This window comes from Flavobacterium sp. CF136 (assembly GCF_000282055.1).
Taxonomy (GTDB): domain Bacteria; phylum Bacteroidota; class Bacteroidia; order Flavobacteriales; family Flavobacteriaceae; genus Flavobacterium.
This window is the reverse complement of sequence record NZ_AKJZ01000007.1, coordinates 233,320-250,712: the sequence shown is the minus strand read 5'-3', so window position 1 is coordinate 250,712 and position 17,393 is coordinate 233,320. Positions and strand designations below refer to the sequence as shown.

The window sequence follows — 17,393 nt, the reverse complement described above, 5'->3', positions numbered from 1 at the left end:
ACGATTAACCGTAGTTTAGTAAATGTTAACAAAATAGATTTTCAGAAACCATAAATAATTGTATTTTTACGGTTCAAAATTTAGAAAATAAATGGGCAAAATCATTGCGATTGCTAATCAAAAAGGAGGCGTTGGAAAAACTACTACATCAGTAAACCTTGCTGCCTCATTAGGTGTTTTAGAAAAAAAAGTATTGTTGATCGATGCTGATCCTCAGGCAAATGCTACATCAGGACTTGGAATTGATGTGGAATCTGTTGAGATTGGAACCTACCAAATACTTGAACACAGCCACACTCCCAAAGAAACTATCATTCAATGTTCAGCTCCTAACGTTGATGTGATTCCGGCTCACATTGATCTTGTTGCCATTGAAATCGAGTTAGTCGACAAAGAGAATAGAGAATATATGCTTAAAAAAGCATTAGCAAGTGTAAAAGACGAATACGACTTTATCATTATTGATTGTGCTCCGTCGTTAGGCTTATTAACTTTAAATGCTTTAACAGCTGCTGATTCTGTGGTTATTCCTATTCAATGTGAATATTTTGCATTGGAAGGATTAGGTAAATTATTGAATACGATAAAAAGTATTCAAAAAATTCATAACCCTGATTTAGACATTGAAGGATTATTGCTGACTATGTATGATTCCAGATTACGTTTATCAAATCAGGTAGTTGAAGAAGTTCAAAAACACTTCAACGATATGGTTTTTGATACCGTTATTCAGCGAAATGTAAAATTAAGCGAGGCGCCAAGTTTTGGAGAAAGCATCATTAATTATGACGCAACCAGCAAAGGAGCAATCAATTACATTAATTTAGCTCAAGAAATTATAAAGAAAAACAGCAAATAGTTTTTATGACAAAAGCAATTAAAAAACAAGCCTTAGGAAGAGGATTATCAGCATTATTAAAAGATCCCGAAAACGACATTAAATCAGTAGACGATAAAAATGCTGACAAAGTTGTTGGAAATATTATTGAGCTTGAAATAAGTGCTATCGAAATAAATCCGTTTCAGCCAAGAAGCAATTTTAATGAAGAATCATTACGTGAATTAGCTACTTCTATCAAAGAACTTGGTGTGATTCAACCTATTACTGTTCGAAAATTAGACTTCAATAAATACCAGTTAATTTCAGGAGAGCGTCGTTTACGTGCATCAACTTTAGTTGGTTTAACTACTGTTCCTGCCTATATCCGTATAGCCAATGACAACGAATCATTGGTAATGGCGTTGGTTGAAAACATTCAGCGTCATGACTTAGATCCTATTGAAATTGCACTTTCGTACCAACGTTTGATTGACGAAATTCAACTGACTCAGGAACAAATGAGCGAACGTGTAGGTAAAAAACGTTCTACAATTGCCAATTATTTACGTCTTTTAAAACTGGATCCGATTATTCAAACAGGTATTCGTGATGGTTTTATCAGTATGGGCCACGGTAGAGCAATCATTAATATTGAAGATTTAGACGTTCAGACTGATATTTACCAAAAAATTGTCAGCCAAAATTTATCTGTACGTGAAACAGAAACTTTGGTAAAAAACTATCATGAAAGCCTAAAACCAAAAGCAGAAGGAAAAGCAAAAACAGATTCTTCATTTCTAGTTAAAGAAACACAAAAAAACACTTTCAATGATTATTTTGGTTCAAAAGTTGATATAAAAGTCGCTGGAAACGGAAAAGGAAAAATTACAATTCCGTTTAACTCAGAAGCTGACTTTAACAGAATTATAAAATTAATAAACGGATAGTGAATAAAATTGTCCCCATAAGTCTATTGTTCTTCTTTCTTGGAACCGTCTCTATTTTTGCCCAGGTAAAAAAAGACACGGTTTTAGTCGTAAAAGACACTACTGCATTACTAGAAATAGACCCGCTTACTCCTGCAAAAGCTGCTTTTTACTCGGCTATTTTACCAGGTCTTGGACAAACATACAATAAAAAGTACTGGAAAATTCCTTTAGTCTATGGTGCTATCGGAACGAGTCTGTATTTTTATCTGGACAGTAATAAAAAATATCACAGCTACAGGGATGAATACAAAAGAAGACTTGAAGGTTATGGTGTTGGTACAGGTGGAAAATACGATTATTTAGATGACAGCCGACTTATTGCCGGACAAAAATTCTATCAGCGAAATCGTGATTTATCAGCCTTATTTGTTGTTGGATTTTACGTTTTAAATATCATTGATGCCAATGTTGATGCTGCTTTGATTCAATTTAATGTCAATGAAAGATTATCTCTTCGTCCGGAAATTTACCCCTCGGATGTAACTTTTAAACCAAATGTTGGACTAACTTTTAATTACAACTTTTAAACAGCAGCTATTAATTCTGTTTAAATTAAAAAAATAAATATACAAAAATGAAAATTGCACTTTTAGGATACGGAAAAATGGGTCAGGTAATCGAAAGAATTGCTTTGGAAAGAGGTCATGAAATTGTTTTGAAAAAAGACGAATTCAATACTTATGACGGACTTTCTACAGCTGATGTTGCTATCGATTTTAGTGTTCCTACAGCAGCCGTAGCTAATATTTCGAGTTGTTTTCATGCCAATGTCCCGGTAGTTTCAGGAACAACAGGATGGTTAGAGCATTATAATGAAATGGAAGCGCTTTGCAACGAAAAACAAGGTGGTTTTATATCCAGTTCAAATTTTAGTTTAGGCGTTAATATTTTCTTTGAACTAAATGAATATCTGGCCAAAATTATGGCTCAGTTTGATTCCTATAAAGTATCAATGGAAGAAATTCACCATACTCAAAAATTAGATGCTCCCAGTGGGACTGCAATTTCTTTAGCAAAAGGAGTAATCGAAAATAGTGCCTATGCAAAATGGACTATGGAAAAAGCAAATTCAAACGAAATTCATATTGAAGCTAAAAGAATTGGTGACGTACCCGGAACTCACACAGTAACTTACGACTCTGCAGTTGACAGTATAGAATTAAAACATACTGCCCATAATCGCGAAGGTTTTGCCTTAGGTGCAGTTATTGCAGCCGAATGGTTAGCCGGTAAAAAAGGAATCTATACGATGAAAGATGTTTTAAACCTTGAATCTAAATAAAAACTCAAAAATAATATTCTGGAATTTCAGAACTAAAATATAAAATTATGACACTTTATCATTGGTTTGTTTTTTTCTTGGCTATACAAGTAATCCATTTTCTGGGAACCTGGAAATTATATCAGGCAGCTGGCAGAAAATCCTGGGAAGCCGCAATTCCTGTGTATAATTCAATTATTTTAATGAAAATTATTGGAAGACCAACCTGGTGGACAATACTACTGTTTATCCCAATTATCAATCTTATTATGTTTCCGGTTGTTTGGGTAGAAACCTTAAGAACATTCGGAAAAAAATCTACATTAGATACTATTTTAGGAATTTTCACTTTAGGGTTTTATATTTATTATGTAAACTATACTCAAAAATTAGAGTATAATGCCGACAGAAAATTAACTCCTGAAAACAGAACTGCTGATACAGTAAGTTCATTGCTTTTTGCTATAATCGTAGCAACATTGGTACACACTTATATAGTACAGCCTTTTACAATTCCGACCTCTTCGTTAGAAAAATCGCTATTAATTGGGGATTTCTTATTTGTTAGTAAAGTAAACTATGGCCCAAGAGTTCCTATGACAACTATTGCATTACCAATGGTTCATGATTCGATCCCTTTGACTAAAAGAAAATCTTACTTAAGCTGGCCACAACTGCCTTATTTCAGATTGCCGGCTTTAGAAAAAATCAAAAACAATGACATCGTAGTCTTTAACTGGCCAGTAGATACAGTACATTACTTTTTTGAACCAAAAGGAAGACCAGGTGTAATAAAACCTATAGACAAAAAATCAAATTATGTAAAAAGATGTGTAGGTATTCCTGGTGACAGCCTGTCTATAAAAGATAGTTATGTTTTTATTAATGGAAAAAAATTAATTTTGCCTGAAAGAGCAAAACCACAATATTCATATGCCGTTGCATTAGATGGTAAAACTCCAATCGATTTTGAACCGCTTTTAAAAGAACTTAACGTAAATCTTGTTGACGTTTTGGGATTCAAAGACCAGGAAAAAAGAGATACATTATATTTTGCAGCATTAACAGATGCCAGTGCCGAGCGTTTAAGAAATACTCCCGGGGTTACAAATGTAAAAAGACAAATCTCTAAAGGAGATGACAATGCTATTTTTCCACATATTAACAAATGGAACCAGGATAATTTTGGTCCGATCTATATTCCGGAAGCAGGAAAAACAGTTGCCCTTACAAATGAATCACTTCCTTTTTACAAAGAAATAATAACAAATTACGAAGGAAACACATTACAGTTGGATGGCTCTAAATTTTTGATAAATGGAAAACCAACTACTACTTACACCTTCAAACAAAACTATTATTGGATGATGGGTGACAACCGCCATAATTCTGAAGATAGCCGTTATTGGGGATACGTTCCTGAAAATCATATCGTAGGAAAACCGGTTTTCATCTGGATGAGTTGGGACACAAACGGAAAAGGTATCAATAAAATTCGCTGGGACAGGGTTTTTACAACTGTTGACGGCGAAGGTCAACCTCAATCCTATTTCAAATATTTTCTGATTCTTTTAGCAGCATTTTTTGTTGGGGAATATTTTTGGAAAAAAAGAAAAGAAAGCAAACAATAAACAGTCAAACGTTTAAAGCCTAAAGTCATAAAGTCAAGTATAAAATCTTGTTTTTATGGCTTTTGGCTTTTGATCTTATAAAACTTTAGACACATATGAACTCGTTATTACTCCCTACCTATTTCCCTTCGATCAGCCACTTTGCAGTTATGGCACAATCTGAGAATATCACTTTTGAAATAGAGGATAATTTCCAAAAACAAACTAACAGAAACCGTACTTATATTTACAGCCCAAACGGAATACAACTTTTAAACATTCCTGTAAAACATTCAAAAACAGCTCATCAAAAAACTAAAGATGTTTTAATTGAAAACGAATTTGACTGGCAAAAACAACACTTCAAATCATTGGAAGCAGCCTATAGAAGTTCCCCTTTTTTTGAATTTTTTGAAGATGATATTGTTCCTGTTTTCGAAAAAAAACATACTTTTTTAATGGATTTAAATATGGAGGTTTTAGACATTGTTACCAACTGTTTAAGAATGAAATTTGAATTTCATAAAACAACAGAATATTTCCCTGTCCCGGAAAACGTTTCGGACTTCAGATATTTGGCCAATGGAAAAAAAGATGCTAATTCATTCGAAAAATACACTCAGGTTTTTGATGATAAACACGGATTTATAAACAATTTGAGTGTTTTAGATTTACTTTTTAATGAGGGTAAATTTGCTATGGATTATCTTAAAAATCAAAAGATAATTTAATTTATTCGATAGAAAGCCTCGCCATGATTGGATAATGATCTGAATTTTCGAAATCAGAAAAACTTTCAAATTGTTTTACTTTCATTTTACTGTCTGTAAAAATATAATCAATTCTCGCCGGATAATAGCGGAATTTATATGTTGCTCCAAAACCTTTCCCGGCTTCTTCGAAGGTATCTTTCAGTTTTCCTTTTATGCTTCGATACACATATGAAAATGGACTATTATTCATATCTCCACAAATAATAATTGGATTTTTACATTGCTTTATATTTTCCTTAAAGATTTCCGCCTGTTCCTGCTGCTGCCTGAATCCTTTACTTATTCTGTTATAAATAAGTTGTGATTTTTGTTGATTAACATTATCAATATCATTTGAAATTTCATTTACATCAGGAGAAATCTTAATGGACTGCAAGTGCATGTTATAAACACGTATAATGTCTTTTCCTCGCTTTATATCGGCATAAATCACATTATTATCTGACTTGGGAAAAACAATATTTCCTTCATATATAATAGGAAATTTCGAAAAAATAGCCTGCCCGGTCTTTATCTGGTTTCCATCAATAAAAATATAACGATGCGGATAAACTTTTAAATCAAGATGAGCTGAATTGGAATATTCCTGAATACAAAGAATATCAGGATCTTTTTCATCTATAAAAGCTTTAATATTTGACGGTATGTCATCTCGATCTAACCATTTAAAAACATTAAAAAGACGTACATTATAACTCATTACTGAAAAATCTTTTTCGTCTTCTATATATTCTTTACCTGTTATTTTATAGAATTTATTAATAAATGTAATACCTGTCAGCAGAACCAGACCAGACAAAATAAGGCGCTTTTTAAACTGAATCGCCCAATAAATAAAGAACATTCCGTTTAGCACAAAAAAGGCCGGCATAAAGAGTGTTAATACCGAAAGCAGAGGAAAACTTTTGGGCGCTAAAAATGGCAAAATATAGATACTAAAAGTCAATACAGTCAGTATTATATTCAAAAAGAACATTATTTTATTAAACCACGACAGGTTCTTCATATTGTCTTAATTACCGGATTATTTTCCTGCTTTGAACAAAAATTCCTTTTCTTCTTTTGTCAGACAATCATAACCAGATTGGCTAATCTTGTCTAAAATTTCATCAATTTGCTGTTGCGTTTTATCTTTCGTAACAATTCTTGATGTGGTTGTCTGTGTAGGTTTTTTATAATTTTTATGAACTTTTTTGAAAGGGGGTGTTGGTGATTTTTTAAATAAATTTATAAAGAAATCTAATATTTTAGAAACTATTAAGCTCAAATCTGTTCCATTTTGGAGCAATTTAATAAAAATAAAGCCAAAAACAGCTCCTGCCAGATGTGAAATATGTCCACCCATATTACCCAACCTCAACTGCATCAAATCTAAAATTAAAATTACTGCTGTAATATGCCATAATTTTACATTTCCAATCAATAGCAATCGAACATTCATTAAGGGCTGATAAGTAGTCGTAGCTACTAAAATTGCCATAATTGCAGCTGAAGCACCAACAATAGAGGCTGAATAATTTAGAAAATAATAACTCAAAGCAAATACAGCCCCGGAAAAAATAGCAGCTAAAATATACAATCCTAAATATTGCTTTTGGGTAAAAAAGGTTAAAAATAACTGGCTTGCAAAATTTAAAACCATCATATTAAACAACAAATGCAAAAATCCGTCATGAAAGAATGCATATGTTAAAAATGTCCAGGGTTTAAATAAGAAAACTGTAGGATCAGACGACAAGGCCAACCAATTTGGAAAATCAAACTGGCCAATAGAAAATTGATAAAAAAATAGCGAAATCAAGAAACAAGCAATGTTCCAAAAAATAACACGTATCGCGATGCCTCCTAATTTATATTGCAGTTTTAAATCGTCCAGAATATTCATAAAAGCTTTCTTTGGTTTTATTATTGATTACTTAAAGTTAAAAATTAATTCCAACGATTATTATTAAACTGGTTCTTTTTCCAATACCACATAATTAAAAAACCAAATAAAGCACCGCCAATATGAGCATAATGAGCTATTCCGGACTCAATCCCCATAAGAGAATTTCCAAAAATACCAAAGAATCCATCAAACAACAACATATAAATTGGAACAAAATATTTTGCTTTTATTGGAATCGGTATAAACATTATACCTAATTCTGCATTAGGGAACATAAAAGTAAAAGCAACTAATAATCCATAAATAGCTCCAGAAGCCCCAACAACAGTACCAAAGTAAGCCCCTGTAAAACGCTGATATTGAGATACGCTCAAAATATCTTGCCATCTTGAGTCAATCTTTCCCTCACTTAAAATCTGCAAAATGTCAGTTCTATTTAATCCACTGGATTCCAAAATATGTAAACCATCCTGATAAAAATAATAATTAACTGCAAAGTTCACCAAAGCTGCACCTAATCCGCATGAAATATAGAAAAATAAAAATTTCTTTCCTCCCCAAAAATGTTCCAGCGTAGAACCAAACGAATATAAAGCAAACATATTAAATGCAATATGAGCAAATCCACCATGCATAAACATATGGGTAATAGGCTGCCAAATTTGAAATCCGGGATTTTGAGGAAAAAAAAGCGCAAAATACTCATAAGAAACAGGTACTAACTGTGCGCCAATAAAAAATATAATATTGATTATCAATAATTGTTTTACTACGGGAGTCATATTCATCATAAGGCAAACTTTTTATCTATATCTTCAACACGCATGGTGATGAAAGTTGGTTTTTGAAAAGGTGAAATATTCGGATCTTTACAGGCAAACAAACCGTTTACTAAATTATCCTGTTCTTTTTCGGTTAAATAAGATCCGGTTTTAACCGCTAAACTTTTTGCCATCGATTTGGCAATAGTATCATTCTGACTATAACTGCTTGCCGGAATTCCGTCCTGCAGATCACTTAATAATTGTTCAATTACAAGAGAAACTTCGCTTTCAGTAATATTTACGGGAATCCCGGAAATCACAACATGATCTGTCTGAACATCTTCAAAAACAAAACCTGTTGTTTCCAGTGAAGGTTTCAATTCTTCAATTAATTCCATTTCGACAGAGGTATAAAACAAATTCAAAGGGAATAACAATTGTTGGCTTGAAGCCTGATTTACCGTCATATTCAGTAAGAATTGCTCATACAAAATACGTTGATGTGCACGCTGCTGATCAACAATTACCATTCCTGATTTGATAGGCGAAACAATATATTTTTTATGAATCTGATATGTTTTCTGAATCGCCTGATCTACATCTTCATCATTAAACAACGACGAAGTTACTTCTTCATTTTCAAATGTAAAAGGTGAACTTTCTATACTATCGGTTTCCAGACCAATATATAAACTTTCCCAACTGGCTGTTGGCTCAACCCTTTTAGAATAACCTGAATAAGAACCGGAACCCGAACTTGAGGCAGAACCTGACTTGGAATAATGCTGATTTGTTTTATCATCCGTAAATGGATTAAAAGTTCCATCAACCTGTATCGTCGGAGTTTCACCTTCCAGATCTTTATAATGATATGGTGTATCTAAATTAGCATCACGATCAAAATCTAAAACAGGTGCAACATTAAATTGTCCTAAACTATGTTTGATTGAGGCTCTTAAAATAGCGTATAAAGCTTGTTCATCATCAAACTTGATTTCTGTTTTTGTCGGATGGATGTTGATATCAATTGTATTTGGCGGAACCTGAAGATATAAGAAATAACTAGGCTGACAACCATCTTTTAATAGTCCGTCATATGCAGCCATAACAGCATGATGCAAATAGCCGCTTTTTATAAAACGATCGTTTACAAAGAAAAACTGTTCTCCCCTGTTTTTTTTGGAAAATTCGGGTTTACAAACAAATCCCTGAATACTGATAATTTCTGTTTCTTCGTTTACAGGAACTAATTTCTCATTCGTTTTCCCTGAAAAAATACCAACAATTCGCTGACGAAAATTAGAAATTGGCAAATTATACATTTCACTTCCATTATGATAAAAAGTAAAATGAATATTCGGATGTGCCAAAGCTACACGTTGAAACTCATCCATAACATGGCGAAATTCGACTGTATCCGACTTTAAAAAGTTACGTCTGGCCGGAATATTAAAAAATAAATTTTTAACGGCAAACGAAGTCCCTTTTGGTAAAACCGCAACTTCCTGAGATATAAATTTACTTCCTTCAATAACGATGTGCGTTCCCAGTTCTTCCTGATCCTGTTTGGTTTTCATTTCCATATGGGCAATCGCAGCAATAGATGCTAATGCTTCTCCGCGGAAACCTTTTGTATGAAGCGAAAACAGATCTTCGGCCTGACGTATTTTTGAGGTCGCATGACGTTCAAAACACATACGGGCATCAGTAACACTCATTCCTAAACCATTATCAATAACCTGAACTAATGATTTTCCGGCATCTTTTATAATCAATTTAATGTCGGTAGCTTTTGCATCCACGGCATTTTCCAACAATTCTTTTACAACTGAAGCGGGTCTTTGAACCACCTCTCCAGCGGCAATTTGATTAGCAACATGATCAGGAAGTAATTGAATGATACTCGACATTAAAAAATTTAAGTTTTAAGGTTTAATCTTTAATTCAACGTATTGTAAAATCTCAGATATATACTATTATTATGTTTCTGTTTTTAAAACAAAGATGTACAAATTTAATGAATTTCTATCGGGTTTTAGAATTTCATCAGTCATAAAAAAAACAAAAAACCTATACTATTTTTACACAGTACAGGTTTTAGTATTTTTAAAACAATTGTGTTTTATTCGTTCTCTATTTTTACAGGAGTTTCCTCAATCTGAATTGCACCGGAAGACAGCAAAGGCTGAATAAACGGATGTGACATGGAAGCCTGTTGACGAATATATGCCATTTTTATAGCAGCGATAGCCGCTTCGGTTCCTTTGTTTCCATGAATCCCTCCACTTCTGTCAATAGATTGCTGCATATTATTATCGGTAAGTACACAAAAAATAACAGGAATGTCGGTTTGAACATTCAAATCTTTGATTCCTTGTGTAACCCCTTCACATACAAAATCAAAATGTTTGGTTTGTCCCTGAATTACACATCCAATAACAATAACTGCATCAACATTTTGCGTTTGCAACATTTTTTTTGCACCATAAATCAATTCAAAACTTCCCGGGACATTCCAACGGATAATTTGTTGAGCAGGAACTTCGCAATCTATTAATGCATCGAAAGCGCCATTATAAAGTCCTTCGGTTATGGTTTCATTCCATTCAGAAACAACAATCCCAAATCGAAAGTCTTTCGCATTTGGGATTGTGTTTTTATCGTATTCTGATAAATTTTTATTTTCAGTAGCCATCTTTATATTTTAGATTTTAGAGTATAGATTTCAGATTGCTAAAATACGAATCTAAAATCTAAAATCTGAACTCTATAAATTTTATTATTGCGCTAATCCAATCAATACATCAACAGAAGCTGCTTCTGGAGTTCCATCGAAGTTTTCTTTAATATCTGTAAAATATTTCAAAGCATCTTCTTTCTGACCTAAAGCTAAAGCAGTTTTACCGGCTTTTAGCAAGAAACGAGGCGTTGTAAAATCATTTTTGTTAGATTCAGCAGCTTTTACATAATAGTCTAAAGCTTCTTTTTGTTGGTTTTTTTGAGAGTAAGCATCTCCAATTGCACCTTTTGCCAAAGCACTTAAAATCAAATCCTCAGATTTAAATTCTCCTAAATATTTAATTGCTTCATCAAATTTACCAGTATTCAAATATGCCATACCAGCATAATAGTTTGCTAAATTTCCGGCATCTGTTCCTGAATATTGGTCAGCAATCTGAACGAATCCGAATTTCCCTTCAGAACCATTCAAAGCCAATTTATATAATGAATCGCTTGCCACACCTTCAGTTGCTTGCTTAAAATTTTGCTGAGCAACAAACATTTCGTTTGCAGCCTCATCTTGTTTTGGAGTTTCAATAAATTTTTGGTAAGCCAAATATCCAATAGTGGCAATCGCAATACCAGCAACTAAACCAATAATGATTTTTTGATTTTTAGCCACCCAATCCTCAGTTTTTGAAGCAGTCTCATCTAATTTTGAAAAAACACCAGCTGTTGTACTGTCTTTTTCGTCAATAATTACCTGTTGCTCTTCATTTACTTCTTTAACTTCCTTTTCCTTTGGTGTCTTATATCCTCTTTTATTGTAAGTAGCCATTTAAAATTAATTTAGTGAACGGCAAAAATAAAATTTTTATTGAAACCGACGTAAAAAAAATCAATTTTATATCTATTTTAAAAAAAATAATTTCAATAATCGTAACTCCTTTCCTTTCAGGCGTAAAATAATTCATCCTGAAACACGCTAAAAGCCTTTTATATCGATATTTTTCAATAATTTGCACCCTCTAATTTTTGATGTTCCAAAAACATTGAATTTTATCATTACAGCTCCTTAAAAATGCATTTAAACAAGATTTCTTTATTCAATTATAAAAATTTTTCCGAAGTCAGCTTTGATTTCGACCGCAAGATCAATTGTTTTGTCGGCAAAAACGGAATTGGCAAAACCAATGTGCTCGATGCAATCTATCATTTAGCGTACGGAAAAAGTTATTTTAATCCATTGGCAGTTCAAAATATCAAACACGGAGAAGAGTTTTTTGTAATTGATGCGGAATTAGAAAAAAATGACAGAATGGAGCAGATTGTCTGCAGTTTAAAAAAAGGACAGAAAAAAGTACTAAAAAGAAACGGTAAGGCTTACGATAAATTTTCAGACCATATCGGATTTATTCCACTTGTAATTATTTCTCCGGCTGATCGTGATTTAATTGTTGAAGGAAGCGAAACACGCCGTAAATTCATGGACAGCGTAATCTCACAACTAGATTCGACTTATTTACATCAGCTTATTCAATATCAAAAAGTAATTGTACAGCGAAATGCGCTGCTGAAATATTTTGCTCTGAACCACACTTTTGACAACGACACTTTATCTATATATAATGAACAATTAAATGTTTTTGGGAAATCGATTTTCGAAAAAAGAAAAGAATTCCTGGAACAATTCATACCTATATTTAATATCCATCACCAAGCGATAACAGGATCTGAAGAAACGGTGCAATTGGTTTACGAAAGTCATTTATTCGAAAAAGATCTATTGACTCTTTTAGAAGAAAGTATCAATAAGGACCGTGCATTACATTATACAACTTCAGGTATCCATAAAGATGATTTGTCTTTTGAAATTGATTCACATCCAATAAAAAAATTCGGATCACAAGGTCAGCAAAAATCATTTTTGATAGCCTTAAAATTGGCTCAGTTTGAATTTCTGAAAAAACAAAGCGGTGTAAAACCACTTTTACTTTTTGATGATATTTTTGACAAATTAGACGAAACCCGTGTTTCTAAAATTATCGAAATGGTAAATAGTGAAACTTTCGGACAGCTTTTTATTTCAGACACGCATCCGGAACGTACAGAAACGATTGTAAAATCGACACATCAGAGTTATAAAATATTTAATTTGTGATTTTTTTCGCCACGAATTACACAAATTATCACTAATTTTTTTTCTGTTCAGTTTGTTGATGAATTCTCTGAAATAAATTTTTAACAAGCCTTAATTTGTGTAAATTAGTACAATTCACGACAAACTTAACACCTCTCCTAAAAGAGAAATTATTAATTTAGCGGAAGAAATTAAAAATAACTGCAATAAATACCGAAATATGCTAACGAAAGAATCATTGCAATTTTTAGACGATTTAAAAGCCAACAACAACAGAGACTGGTTTCAGGATAATAAAAAACGATACGAAATCTTCAAAAAAGATTATCACCAATTGGTGAGTGATTTTCTGGATGTGATGAAGCCATTAGATCCTTCATTAGAATTGCTTGAAGTTAAAAACTGTACGTTTAGAATCAACCGTGATATTCGATTTTCTAAAGATAAATCTCCTTACAAAGCACATTTAGGTATTTGGATATCCGGTGGCATTAAAGGTTTAAATCGTGCAGGATATTATGTGCATATAGAAAAAGGTGCCAGTTTTATTGCCGGAGGATTTTACTCTCCTGAACCTGATGATTTAAAAAAAGTACGTAAAGAGATTGCATTTTTCCATGAGGACTTAGAAGAAATTTTAGGTAATAAAAACTTTAAAAAAGAATTTGGAAACTTAGATATAAACGAAAATAATTCGCTTAAAAATCCACCTCGGGGTTATGAAAAAGAGCATCCTGCAATTGAATTTTTAAAATTAAAAAGTTTTATTGCTACTCAAAAATATGACATTAAAGAAGTGACTCAAAAAGATTTTGTTGCTAAAATGAGCCAGAAATTAATTGCATTGAAACCTTTAAACGAATTCATAAACCGTGCTTTAGACACTGATGAACTTTAAAATTTTCCGCCACGAATTTCACTAATTAATTTGAGTGAATTCGTGATATTCGTGGCAAAAAACATATTTTTATTTACGAAAAAGTAAATTAAGTTTGCCAAATGAAAAAAAGAAAAATACTTTTTTTAGGAGAATCCTACCGCGCTGATGCTATAACGTGGATAAAAGGGTTGAAAGAATTTGGCGATTTTGAAATTATAACCTGGGAACTTAAAACTCCAAATAACACAAAACTCAACCGTTTCAAACGGATTGCAGAATATTTCTTTTCTCCAATTGCTATTCGCAAAATCATTCGACAGGAAAAACCAGATATGGTTATTGCCGAAAGGACAACCAGTTACGGTTTCTTAGCTGCTTTGTCCGGCGGAAAAACTATTGCGATTGCACAGCAAGGAAGAACTGATTTATGGCCTGAAGGTTCGGTTTTATTGCCTTTTAAGAAATTCATTCAGAAATATGCTTTCAAAAAAGCATATTTAATTCATGCCTGGGGACCTGTAATGACGATTTCGATGAAGGAAATTGGCGTTGATATGAGTAAAGTTTTGGTTTTGCCAAAAGGAATTGATTTATCGCTTTTCACTCCTTTCATCAACAATTCAAACAAAATTGAAGCTATTGTCACCCGTTCTCTTCAACCAGAATACCGACATGATTCAATTTTAAAAGCCTTTTCTATTTTAAACCAAAAAGGAATTGATTTTTTGTTGACTATTGTTGGTGACGGAACAAGATTACAGCATTTAAAAGATTTAGCCAAAGATTTACAAATAGAAACTAAAGTGATTTTTACAGGAAGAATTCCGAATACGGAACTTCCAAAATTATTACAACAATCGAATATTTATATTAGCATGCCAATTACCGAAGGTGTTTCGGCCTCTTTATTTGAAGCAATGGCCTGCAATTGTTATCCGGTAGTTTCTGATATCCCGGGAAATCAGAGTTGGATAAAACATCGGGAAAATGGACAATTAATAGAAATAGATAATATCGAAATGCTTGCCGAAGAACTCATTTGGTCTTTTGAAAATCCTGAATCTCGAAATCAGGCGATTCTTCAAAACCGAAAATTTGTGGAAGAAAATGCTAATTATGATATTAATATGAAGATTATTGCGGATAAGTATCATGAGTTACTGGATCAGCGAAATTTTTAATGCCTTATACTTTTTAAATTTAAATCTCTATTATTTTAGAAAATCAACAAAAACTAAATTTAGAAAATCCTTAGTTTAGATTTTATCTAAAAACTAAACTAACTCAGGTATATTTATTCAAAACCGAACTCAAATAAATTATAATCCTTACTTTTGATTTCAGAATCAATTCTTCAAAAAGCCCTTTTATTTATGGAAATCCAATCCAATTTTTCTTTAAAAAACTACAATACTTTTGGCATTGAAGCCAAGGCAAAACAATTTGTTGCAGTACATTCGGTTGCCGAATTAAAAACTATTTTAGAAGAAAACAAAAACCAGAAAAAATTTGTTTTAGGCGGCGGAAGTAATATGCTTTTAACGAAAGATATTGATGCTTTGGTGATTCATATTGATTTAAAAGGCAAGAAAATTATTCAAGAAAACGATGATTTTGTCTGGGTTGAAAGTCAGGCCGGCGAAATATGGCACGCCTTTGTTCTTTGGACAATCGACAATAATTTTGGAGGTTTAGAAAACATGTCCCTAATTCCCGGGAACGTTGGTACAACTCCGGTTCAGAATATTGGCGCATACGGAACCGAAATAAAAGATACGTTTGTCTCTTGTGAAGCTATGAATATTGAATCTCAGGAAATAAAAACTTTCACTAATGCAGAATGTAATTTTGGTTATCGGGAAAGTATTTTCAAACATGAAGTTAAAGACCAATATATTATCACTTCGGTAATTTATAAACTGACAAAACGAAATCATAAAATCAATACTTCTTACGGAGATATTTTGGCTGAATTATCCAAAAATAACATTTCTGTCCCAACTCTAAAAGATGTAAGCAATGCTGTAATTACAATCAGACAAAGCAAATTACCGGATCCTAAAGAATTAGGAAACAGCGGAAGTTTTTTTAAAAATCCTATTTTATTAAAATCAGATTTCGAGAAAATCCACCAGAAATTTCCTGAAATGAAATATTATGAAGTTTCAGAAACCGAAGTAAAAGTTCCGGCAGGCTGGTTAATCGAGCAAGCCGGTTTTAAAGGAAAACGTTTTGGTGATGCCGGCGTTCATAAAAATCAGGCTTTGGTTTTGGTAAATTATGGAAATGCGACCGGGCAGGAAATTTTAGCGGTTTCAAAAGATGTCCAGGATACCGTTTTCAAAACTTTTGGTATTCACATTGAGGCTGAAGTAAATGTGATTTAAAACACGAAACATCTCAATTCCGCATGGTGGAACAAACCATAAAATCATCATTATTTTTCAAATAAATTGAACCAAAACCTTTCCATAAAAATAACAAATCCAGATGACGAAAAAGTTCTGGCAATCATAGAAGAATTGTCAGCAAATCTTTATCTTCGTTTTGGAAGCGACGGAAAGAATTCTTTTGCAGATTGGCAATACGACAATTCAAAATTTATTTTTGTTATAGCTGAAATCGATAATGAAATTGTGGGTTGTGGAGCGATCAGACCAATTGACAAAAATATTGGTGAAGTCAAACGAATGTATTCTAAATTTCCCGGAAAGAGAATCGGACAAACAATTTTGTCTTTTTTAGAAAACAAAGCAAAAGCAATCGGTTATAGTGATTTGGTTTTAGAAACGCGGGTAAAAAATCGGGAAGCCATCCAATTTTACCAAAAACAAGAATACAAAGTAATTCCGAATTACGGAAAATATACAGATCGACCTGAAGCCATATGTTTTGGGAAATCTTTGAAATAAAATTCATAAAAATGTATACACCTGAAATATATAAAAATGAAGATCCGGAATCTATCAGAACTTTTTTGAAAGAAAATAGTTTTGGAATTCTGATTAATCAGACTCACGGAAAATTATGTGCTACGCATATTCCGATAGAACTTGAAATCAATGCTGACGGAAAAGAAATTCTACAGGGACATATTTCAAAATTAAATCCACAAGCAGAAGGTTTTGCAGAAAACGATCAGGTTTTAGTTGTATTTTCAGGTCCGCATAGCTATATTTCTTCTTCCTGGTATGATCACGAAAATGTCCCGACCTGGAATTATATAGCCGTACATGTTTACGGCCGTATAAAAATTACAGATGAAACAGCTACTATTGAATCACTTAAGAAATTAGTTGATAAATATGAGGCTAACTCAGAAAATCCGGTTCGTGTTGAGAATTTATCAGCAAAAACAATGCGTGAAGCAAGAGGAATAATTGGTTTTGAGATTGAAATTGATGAAATTCAGGCAACAAAAAAACTGTCTCAAAACAGAGACGATCATAATTATAAGAATGTAATTTCGGAGTTGGAAAAGACAGAAAACACCCAGGCCATTGCTATTGCAAAAGAAATGTCGAAATGCCGAAAGTAAATTGGTTTT

The 17,393-nt window shown here is 32.8% G+C and carries 18 protein-coding genes; 12 read left to right on the top strand and 6 right to left on the bottom strand.

Going from position 1 to position 17,393, the window contains the following annotated elements:
• Positions 1-91: 91 nt before the first annotated feature.
• The 6 genes from PMI10_RS02235 (at position 92) to PMI10_RS02210 (ending at position 5,411) form a co-directional block, all read left to right on the top strand.
• A complete protein-coding gene (locus PMI10_RS02235) occupies positions 92-859 on the top strand; it encodes a ParA family protein (RefSeq protein ID WP_007804035.1) in 768 nt (255 codons plus the stop codon).
• 5 nt (positions 860-864) lie between these two features.
• The gene (locus PMI10_RS02230) at positions 865-1,767 is read left to right on the top strand and encodes a ParB/RepB/Spo0J family partition protein (protein ID WP_007804033.1); all 903 of its coding nucleotides are present in this window, start codon (positions 865-867) and stop codon (positions 1,765-1,767) included.
• Positions 1,767-2,336: a DUF5683 domain-containing protein gene (locus PMI10_RS02225; RefSeq protein WP_007804030.1), complete on the top strand. Its 570-nt coding sequence runs from the start codon at positions 1,767-1,769 to the stop codon at positions 2,334-2,336. The genes PMI10_RS02230 and PMI10_RS02225 overlap by 1 nt, the downstream gene beginning before the upstream one ends.
• A gap of 47 nt (positions 2,337-2,383) precedes the next feature.
• Positions 2,384-3,091 (top strand): 4-hydroxy-tetrahydrodipicolinate reductase, encoded by a 708-nt coding sequence (gene dapB, locus PMI10_RS02220; protein ID WP_007804027.1) that lies wholly within the window; start codon positions 2,384-2,386, stop codon positions 3,089-3,091.
• Between the two features lie 47 nt (positions 3,092-3,138).
• Complete coding sequence (gene lepB / locus PMI10_RS02215; RefSeq protein WP_007804026.1) at positions 3,139-4,701, top strand: signal peptidase I; 1,563 nt, start codon at positions 3,139-3,141, stop codon at positions 4,699-4,701.
• A 95-nt stretch (positions 4,702-4,796) separates the two neighbouring features.
• On the top strand, positions 4,797-5,411 hold the full coding sequence (locus PMI10_RS02210; protein WP_007804023.1) for a WbqC family protein: 615 nt from the start codon (positions 4,797-4,799) through the stop codon (positions 5,409-5,411).
• 1 nt (position 5,412) lies between these two features.
• On the opposite strand, the gene PMI10_RS02205 is transcribed toward PMI10_RS02210, so the two are convergent.
• The 6 genes from PMI10_RS02205 to PMI10_RS02180 all read right to left on the bottom strand — a co-directional run bounded on the left by PMI10_RS02205 (position 5,413) and on the right by PMI10_RS02180 (position 11,664).
• Entirely contained in the window at positions 5,413-6,429 is a 1,017-nt protein-coding gene (locus tag PMI10_RS02205) for an endonuclease/exonuclease/phosphatase family protein (RefSeq protein WP_007804020.1), read from the bottom strand.
• Positions 6,430-6,477: 48 nt separating this feature from the next.
• Positions 6,478-7,338: a rhomboid family intramembrane serine protease gene (locus PMI10_RS02200; RefSeq protein ID WP_007804019.1), complete on the bottom strand. Its 861-nt coding sequence runs from the start codon at positions 7,336-7,338 to the stop codon at positions 6,478-6,480.
• A gap of 44 nt (positions 7,339-7,382) precedes the next feature.
• A complete protein-coding gene (locus PMI10_RS02195; protein WP_007804017.1) occupies positions 7,383-8,132 on the bottom strand; it encodes a rhomboid family intramembrane serine protease in 750 nt (249 codons plus the stop codon).
• A complete protein-coding gene (gene mutL, locus PMI10_RS02190; RefSeq protein WP_007804014.1) occupies positions 8,129-10,015 on the bottom strand; it encodes a DNA mismatch repair endonuclease MutL in 1,887 nt (628 codons plus the stop codon). The genes PMI10_RS02195 and mutL overlap by 4 nt, the downstream gene beginning before the upstream one ends.
• Positions 10,016-10,227: 212 nt before the next feature.
• Positions 10,228-10,800, bottom strand: coding sequence for a 6,7-dimethyl-8-ribityllumazine synthase (ribH, locus tag PMI10_RS02185; protein WP_007804012.1), 573 nt, complete (start codon positions 10,798-10,800; stop codon positions 10,228-10,230).
• A gap of 84 nt (positions 10,801-10,884) precedes the next feature.
• The gene (locus PMI10_RS02180; RefSeq protein WP_007804010.1) at positions 10,885-11,664 is read right to left on the bottom strand and encodes a tetratricopeptide repeat protein; all 780 of its coding nucleotides are present in this window, start codon (positions 11,662-11,664) and stop codon (positions 10,885-10,887) included.
• A gap of 243 nt (positions 11,665-11,907) precedes the next feature.
• Here PMI10_RS02180 and PMI10_RS02175 point away from each other — a divergent pair, with 243 nt between their 5' ends.
• From PMI10_RS02175 to PMI10_RS02150, 6 genes are all read left to right on the top strand, one after another.
• Positions 11,908-12,987, top strand: a complete 1,080-nt coding sequence (locus PMI10_RS02175) for a DNA replication/repair protein RecF (RefSeq protein WP_007804008.1) — start codon at positions 11,908-11,910, stop codon at positions 12,985-12,987.
• Between the two features lie 199 nt (positions 12,988-13,186).
• Positions 13,187-13,864 (top strand): DUF2461 domain-containing protein, encoded by a 678-nt coding sequence (locus PMI10_RS02170; protein ID WP_007804006.1) that lies wholly within the window; start codon positions 13,187-13,189, stop codon positions 13,862-13,864.
• A 101-nt stretch (positions 13,865-13,965) separates the two neighbouring features.
• Entirely contained in the window at positions 13,966-15,027 is a 1,062-nt protein-coding gene (locus PMI10_RS02165) for a glycosyltransferase (protein WP_007804004.1), read from the top strand.
• Between the two features lie 192 nt (positions 15,028-15,219).
• Positions 15,220-16,233 carry a UDP-N-acetylmuramate dehydrogenase gene (gene murB / locus PMI10_RS02160; protein ID WP_007804002.1) on the top strand — a complete coding sequence of 338 codons (1,014 nt, stop codon included), beginning with the start codon at positions 15,220-15,222 and terminating at the stop codon, positions 16,231-16,233.
• 66 nt (positions 16,234-16,299) lie between these two features.
• Complete coding sequence (locus tag PMI10_RS02155) at positions 16,300-16,758, top strand: GNAT family N-acetyltransferase (RefSeq protein ID WP_007803999.1); 459 nt, start codon at positions 16,300-16,302, stop codon at positions 16,756-16,758.
• A gap of 11 nt (positions 16,759-16,769) precedes the next feature.
• The gene (locus tag PMI10_RS02150) at positions 16,770-17,384 is read left to right on the top strand and encodes an FMN-binding negative transcriptional regulator (RefSeq protein ID WP_007803997.1); all 615 of its coding nucleotides are present in this window, start codon (positions 16,770-16,772) and stop codon (positions 17,382-17,384) included.
• The last annotated feature ends 9 nt before the right edge of the window (positions 17,385-17,393 follow it).

Bases quoted from the DNA above. Each gene is read 5' to 3' on its own strand.
- PMI10_RS02235 (WP_007804035.1), top strand. From the start codon at position 92: ATGGGCAAAATCATTGCGATTGCTAATCAAAAAGGAGGCGTTGGAAAA.
- PMI10_RS02230 (WP_007804033.1), top strand. From the start codon at position 865: ATGACAAAAGCAATTAAAAAACAAGCCTTAGGAAGAGGATTATCAGCA.
- dapB (WP_007804027.1), top strand. From the start codon at position 2,384: ATGAAAATTGCACTTTTAGGATACGGAAAAATGGGTCAGGTAATCGAA.
- lepB (WP_007804026.1), top strand. From the start codon at position 3,139: ATGACACTTTATCATTGGTTTGTTTTTTTCTTGGCTATACAAGTAATC.
- PMI10_RS02210 (WP_007804023.1), top strand. From the start codon at position 4,797: ATGAACTCGTTATTACTCCCTACCTATTTCCCTTCGATCAGCCACTTT.
- PMI10_RS02205 (WP_007804020.1), bottom strand. From the start codon at position 6,429: ATGTTCTTTTTGAATATAATACTGACTGTATTGACTTTTAGTATCTAT.
- PMI10_RS02200 (WP_007804019.1), bottom strand. From the start codon at position 7,338: ATGAATATTCTGGACGATTTAAAACTGCAATATAAATTAGGAGGCATC.
- PMI10_RS02195 (WP_007804017.1), bottom strand. From the start codon at position 8,132: ATGATGAATATGACTCCCGTAGTAAAACAATTATTGATAATCAATATT.
- mutL (WP_007804014.1), bottom strand. From the start codon at position 10,015: ATGTCGAGTATCATTCAATTACTTCCTGATCATGTTGCTAATCAAATT.
- ribH (WP_007804012.1), bottom strand. From the start codon at position 10,800: ATGGCTACTGAAAATAAAAATTTATCAGAATACGATAAAAACACAATC.
- PMI10_RS02180 (WP_007804010.1), bottom strand. From the start codon at position 11,664: ATGGCTACTTACAATAAAAGAGGATATAAGACACCAAAGGAAAAGGAA.
- PMI10_RS02175 (WP_007804008.1), top strand. From the start codon at position 11,908: ATGCATTTAAACAAGATTTCTTTATTCAATTATAAAAATTTTTCCGAA.
- PMI10_RS02170 (WP_007804006.1), top strand. From the start codon at position 13,187: ATGCTAACGAAAGAATCATTGCAATTTTTAGACGATTTAAAAGCCAAC.
- PMI10_RS02165 (WP_007804004.1), top strand. From the start codon at position 13,966: ATGAAAAAAAGAAAAATACTTTTTTTAGGAGAATCCTACCGCGCTGAT.
- murB (WP_007804002.1), top strand. From the start codon at position 15,220: ATGGAAATCCAATCCAATTTTTCTTTAAAAAACTACAATACTTTTGGC.
- PMI10_RS02150 (WP_007803997.1), top strand. From the start codon at position 16,770: ATGTATACACCTGAAATATATAAAAATGAAGATCCGGAATCTATCAGA.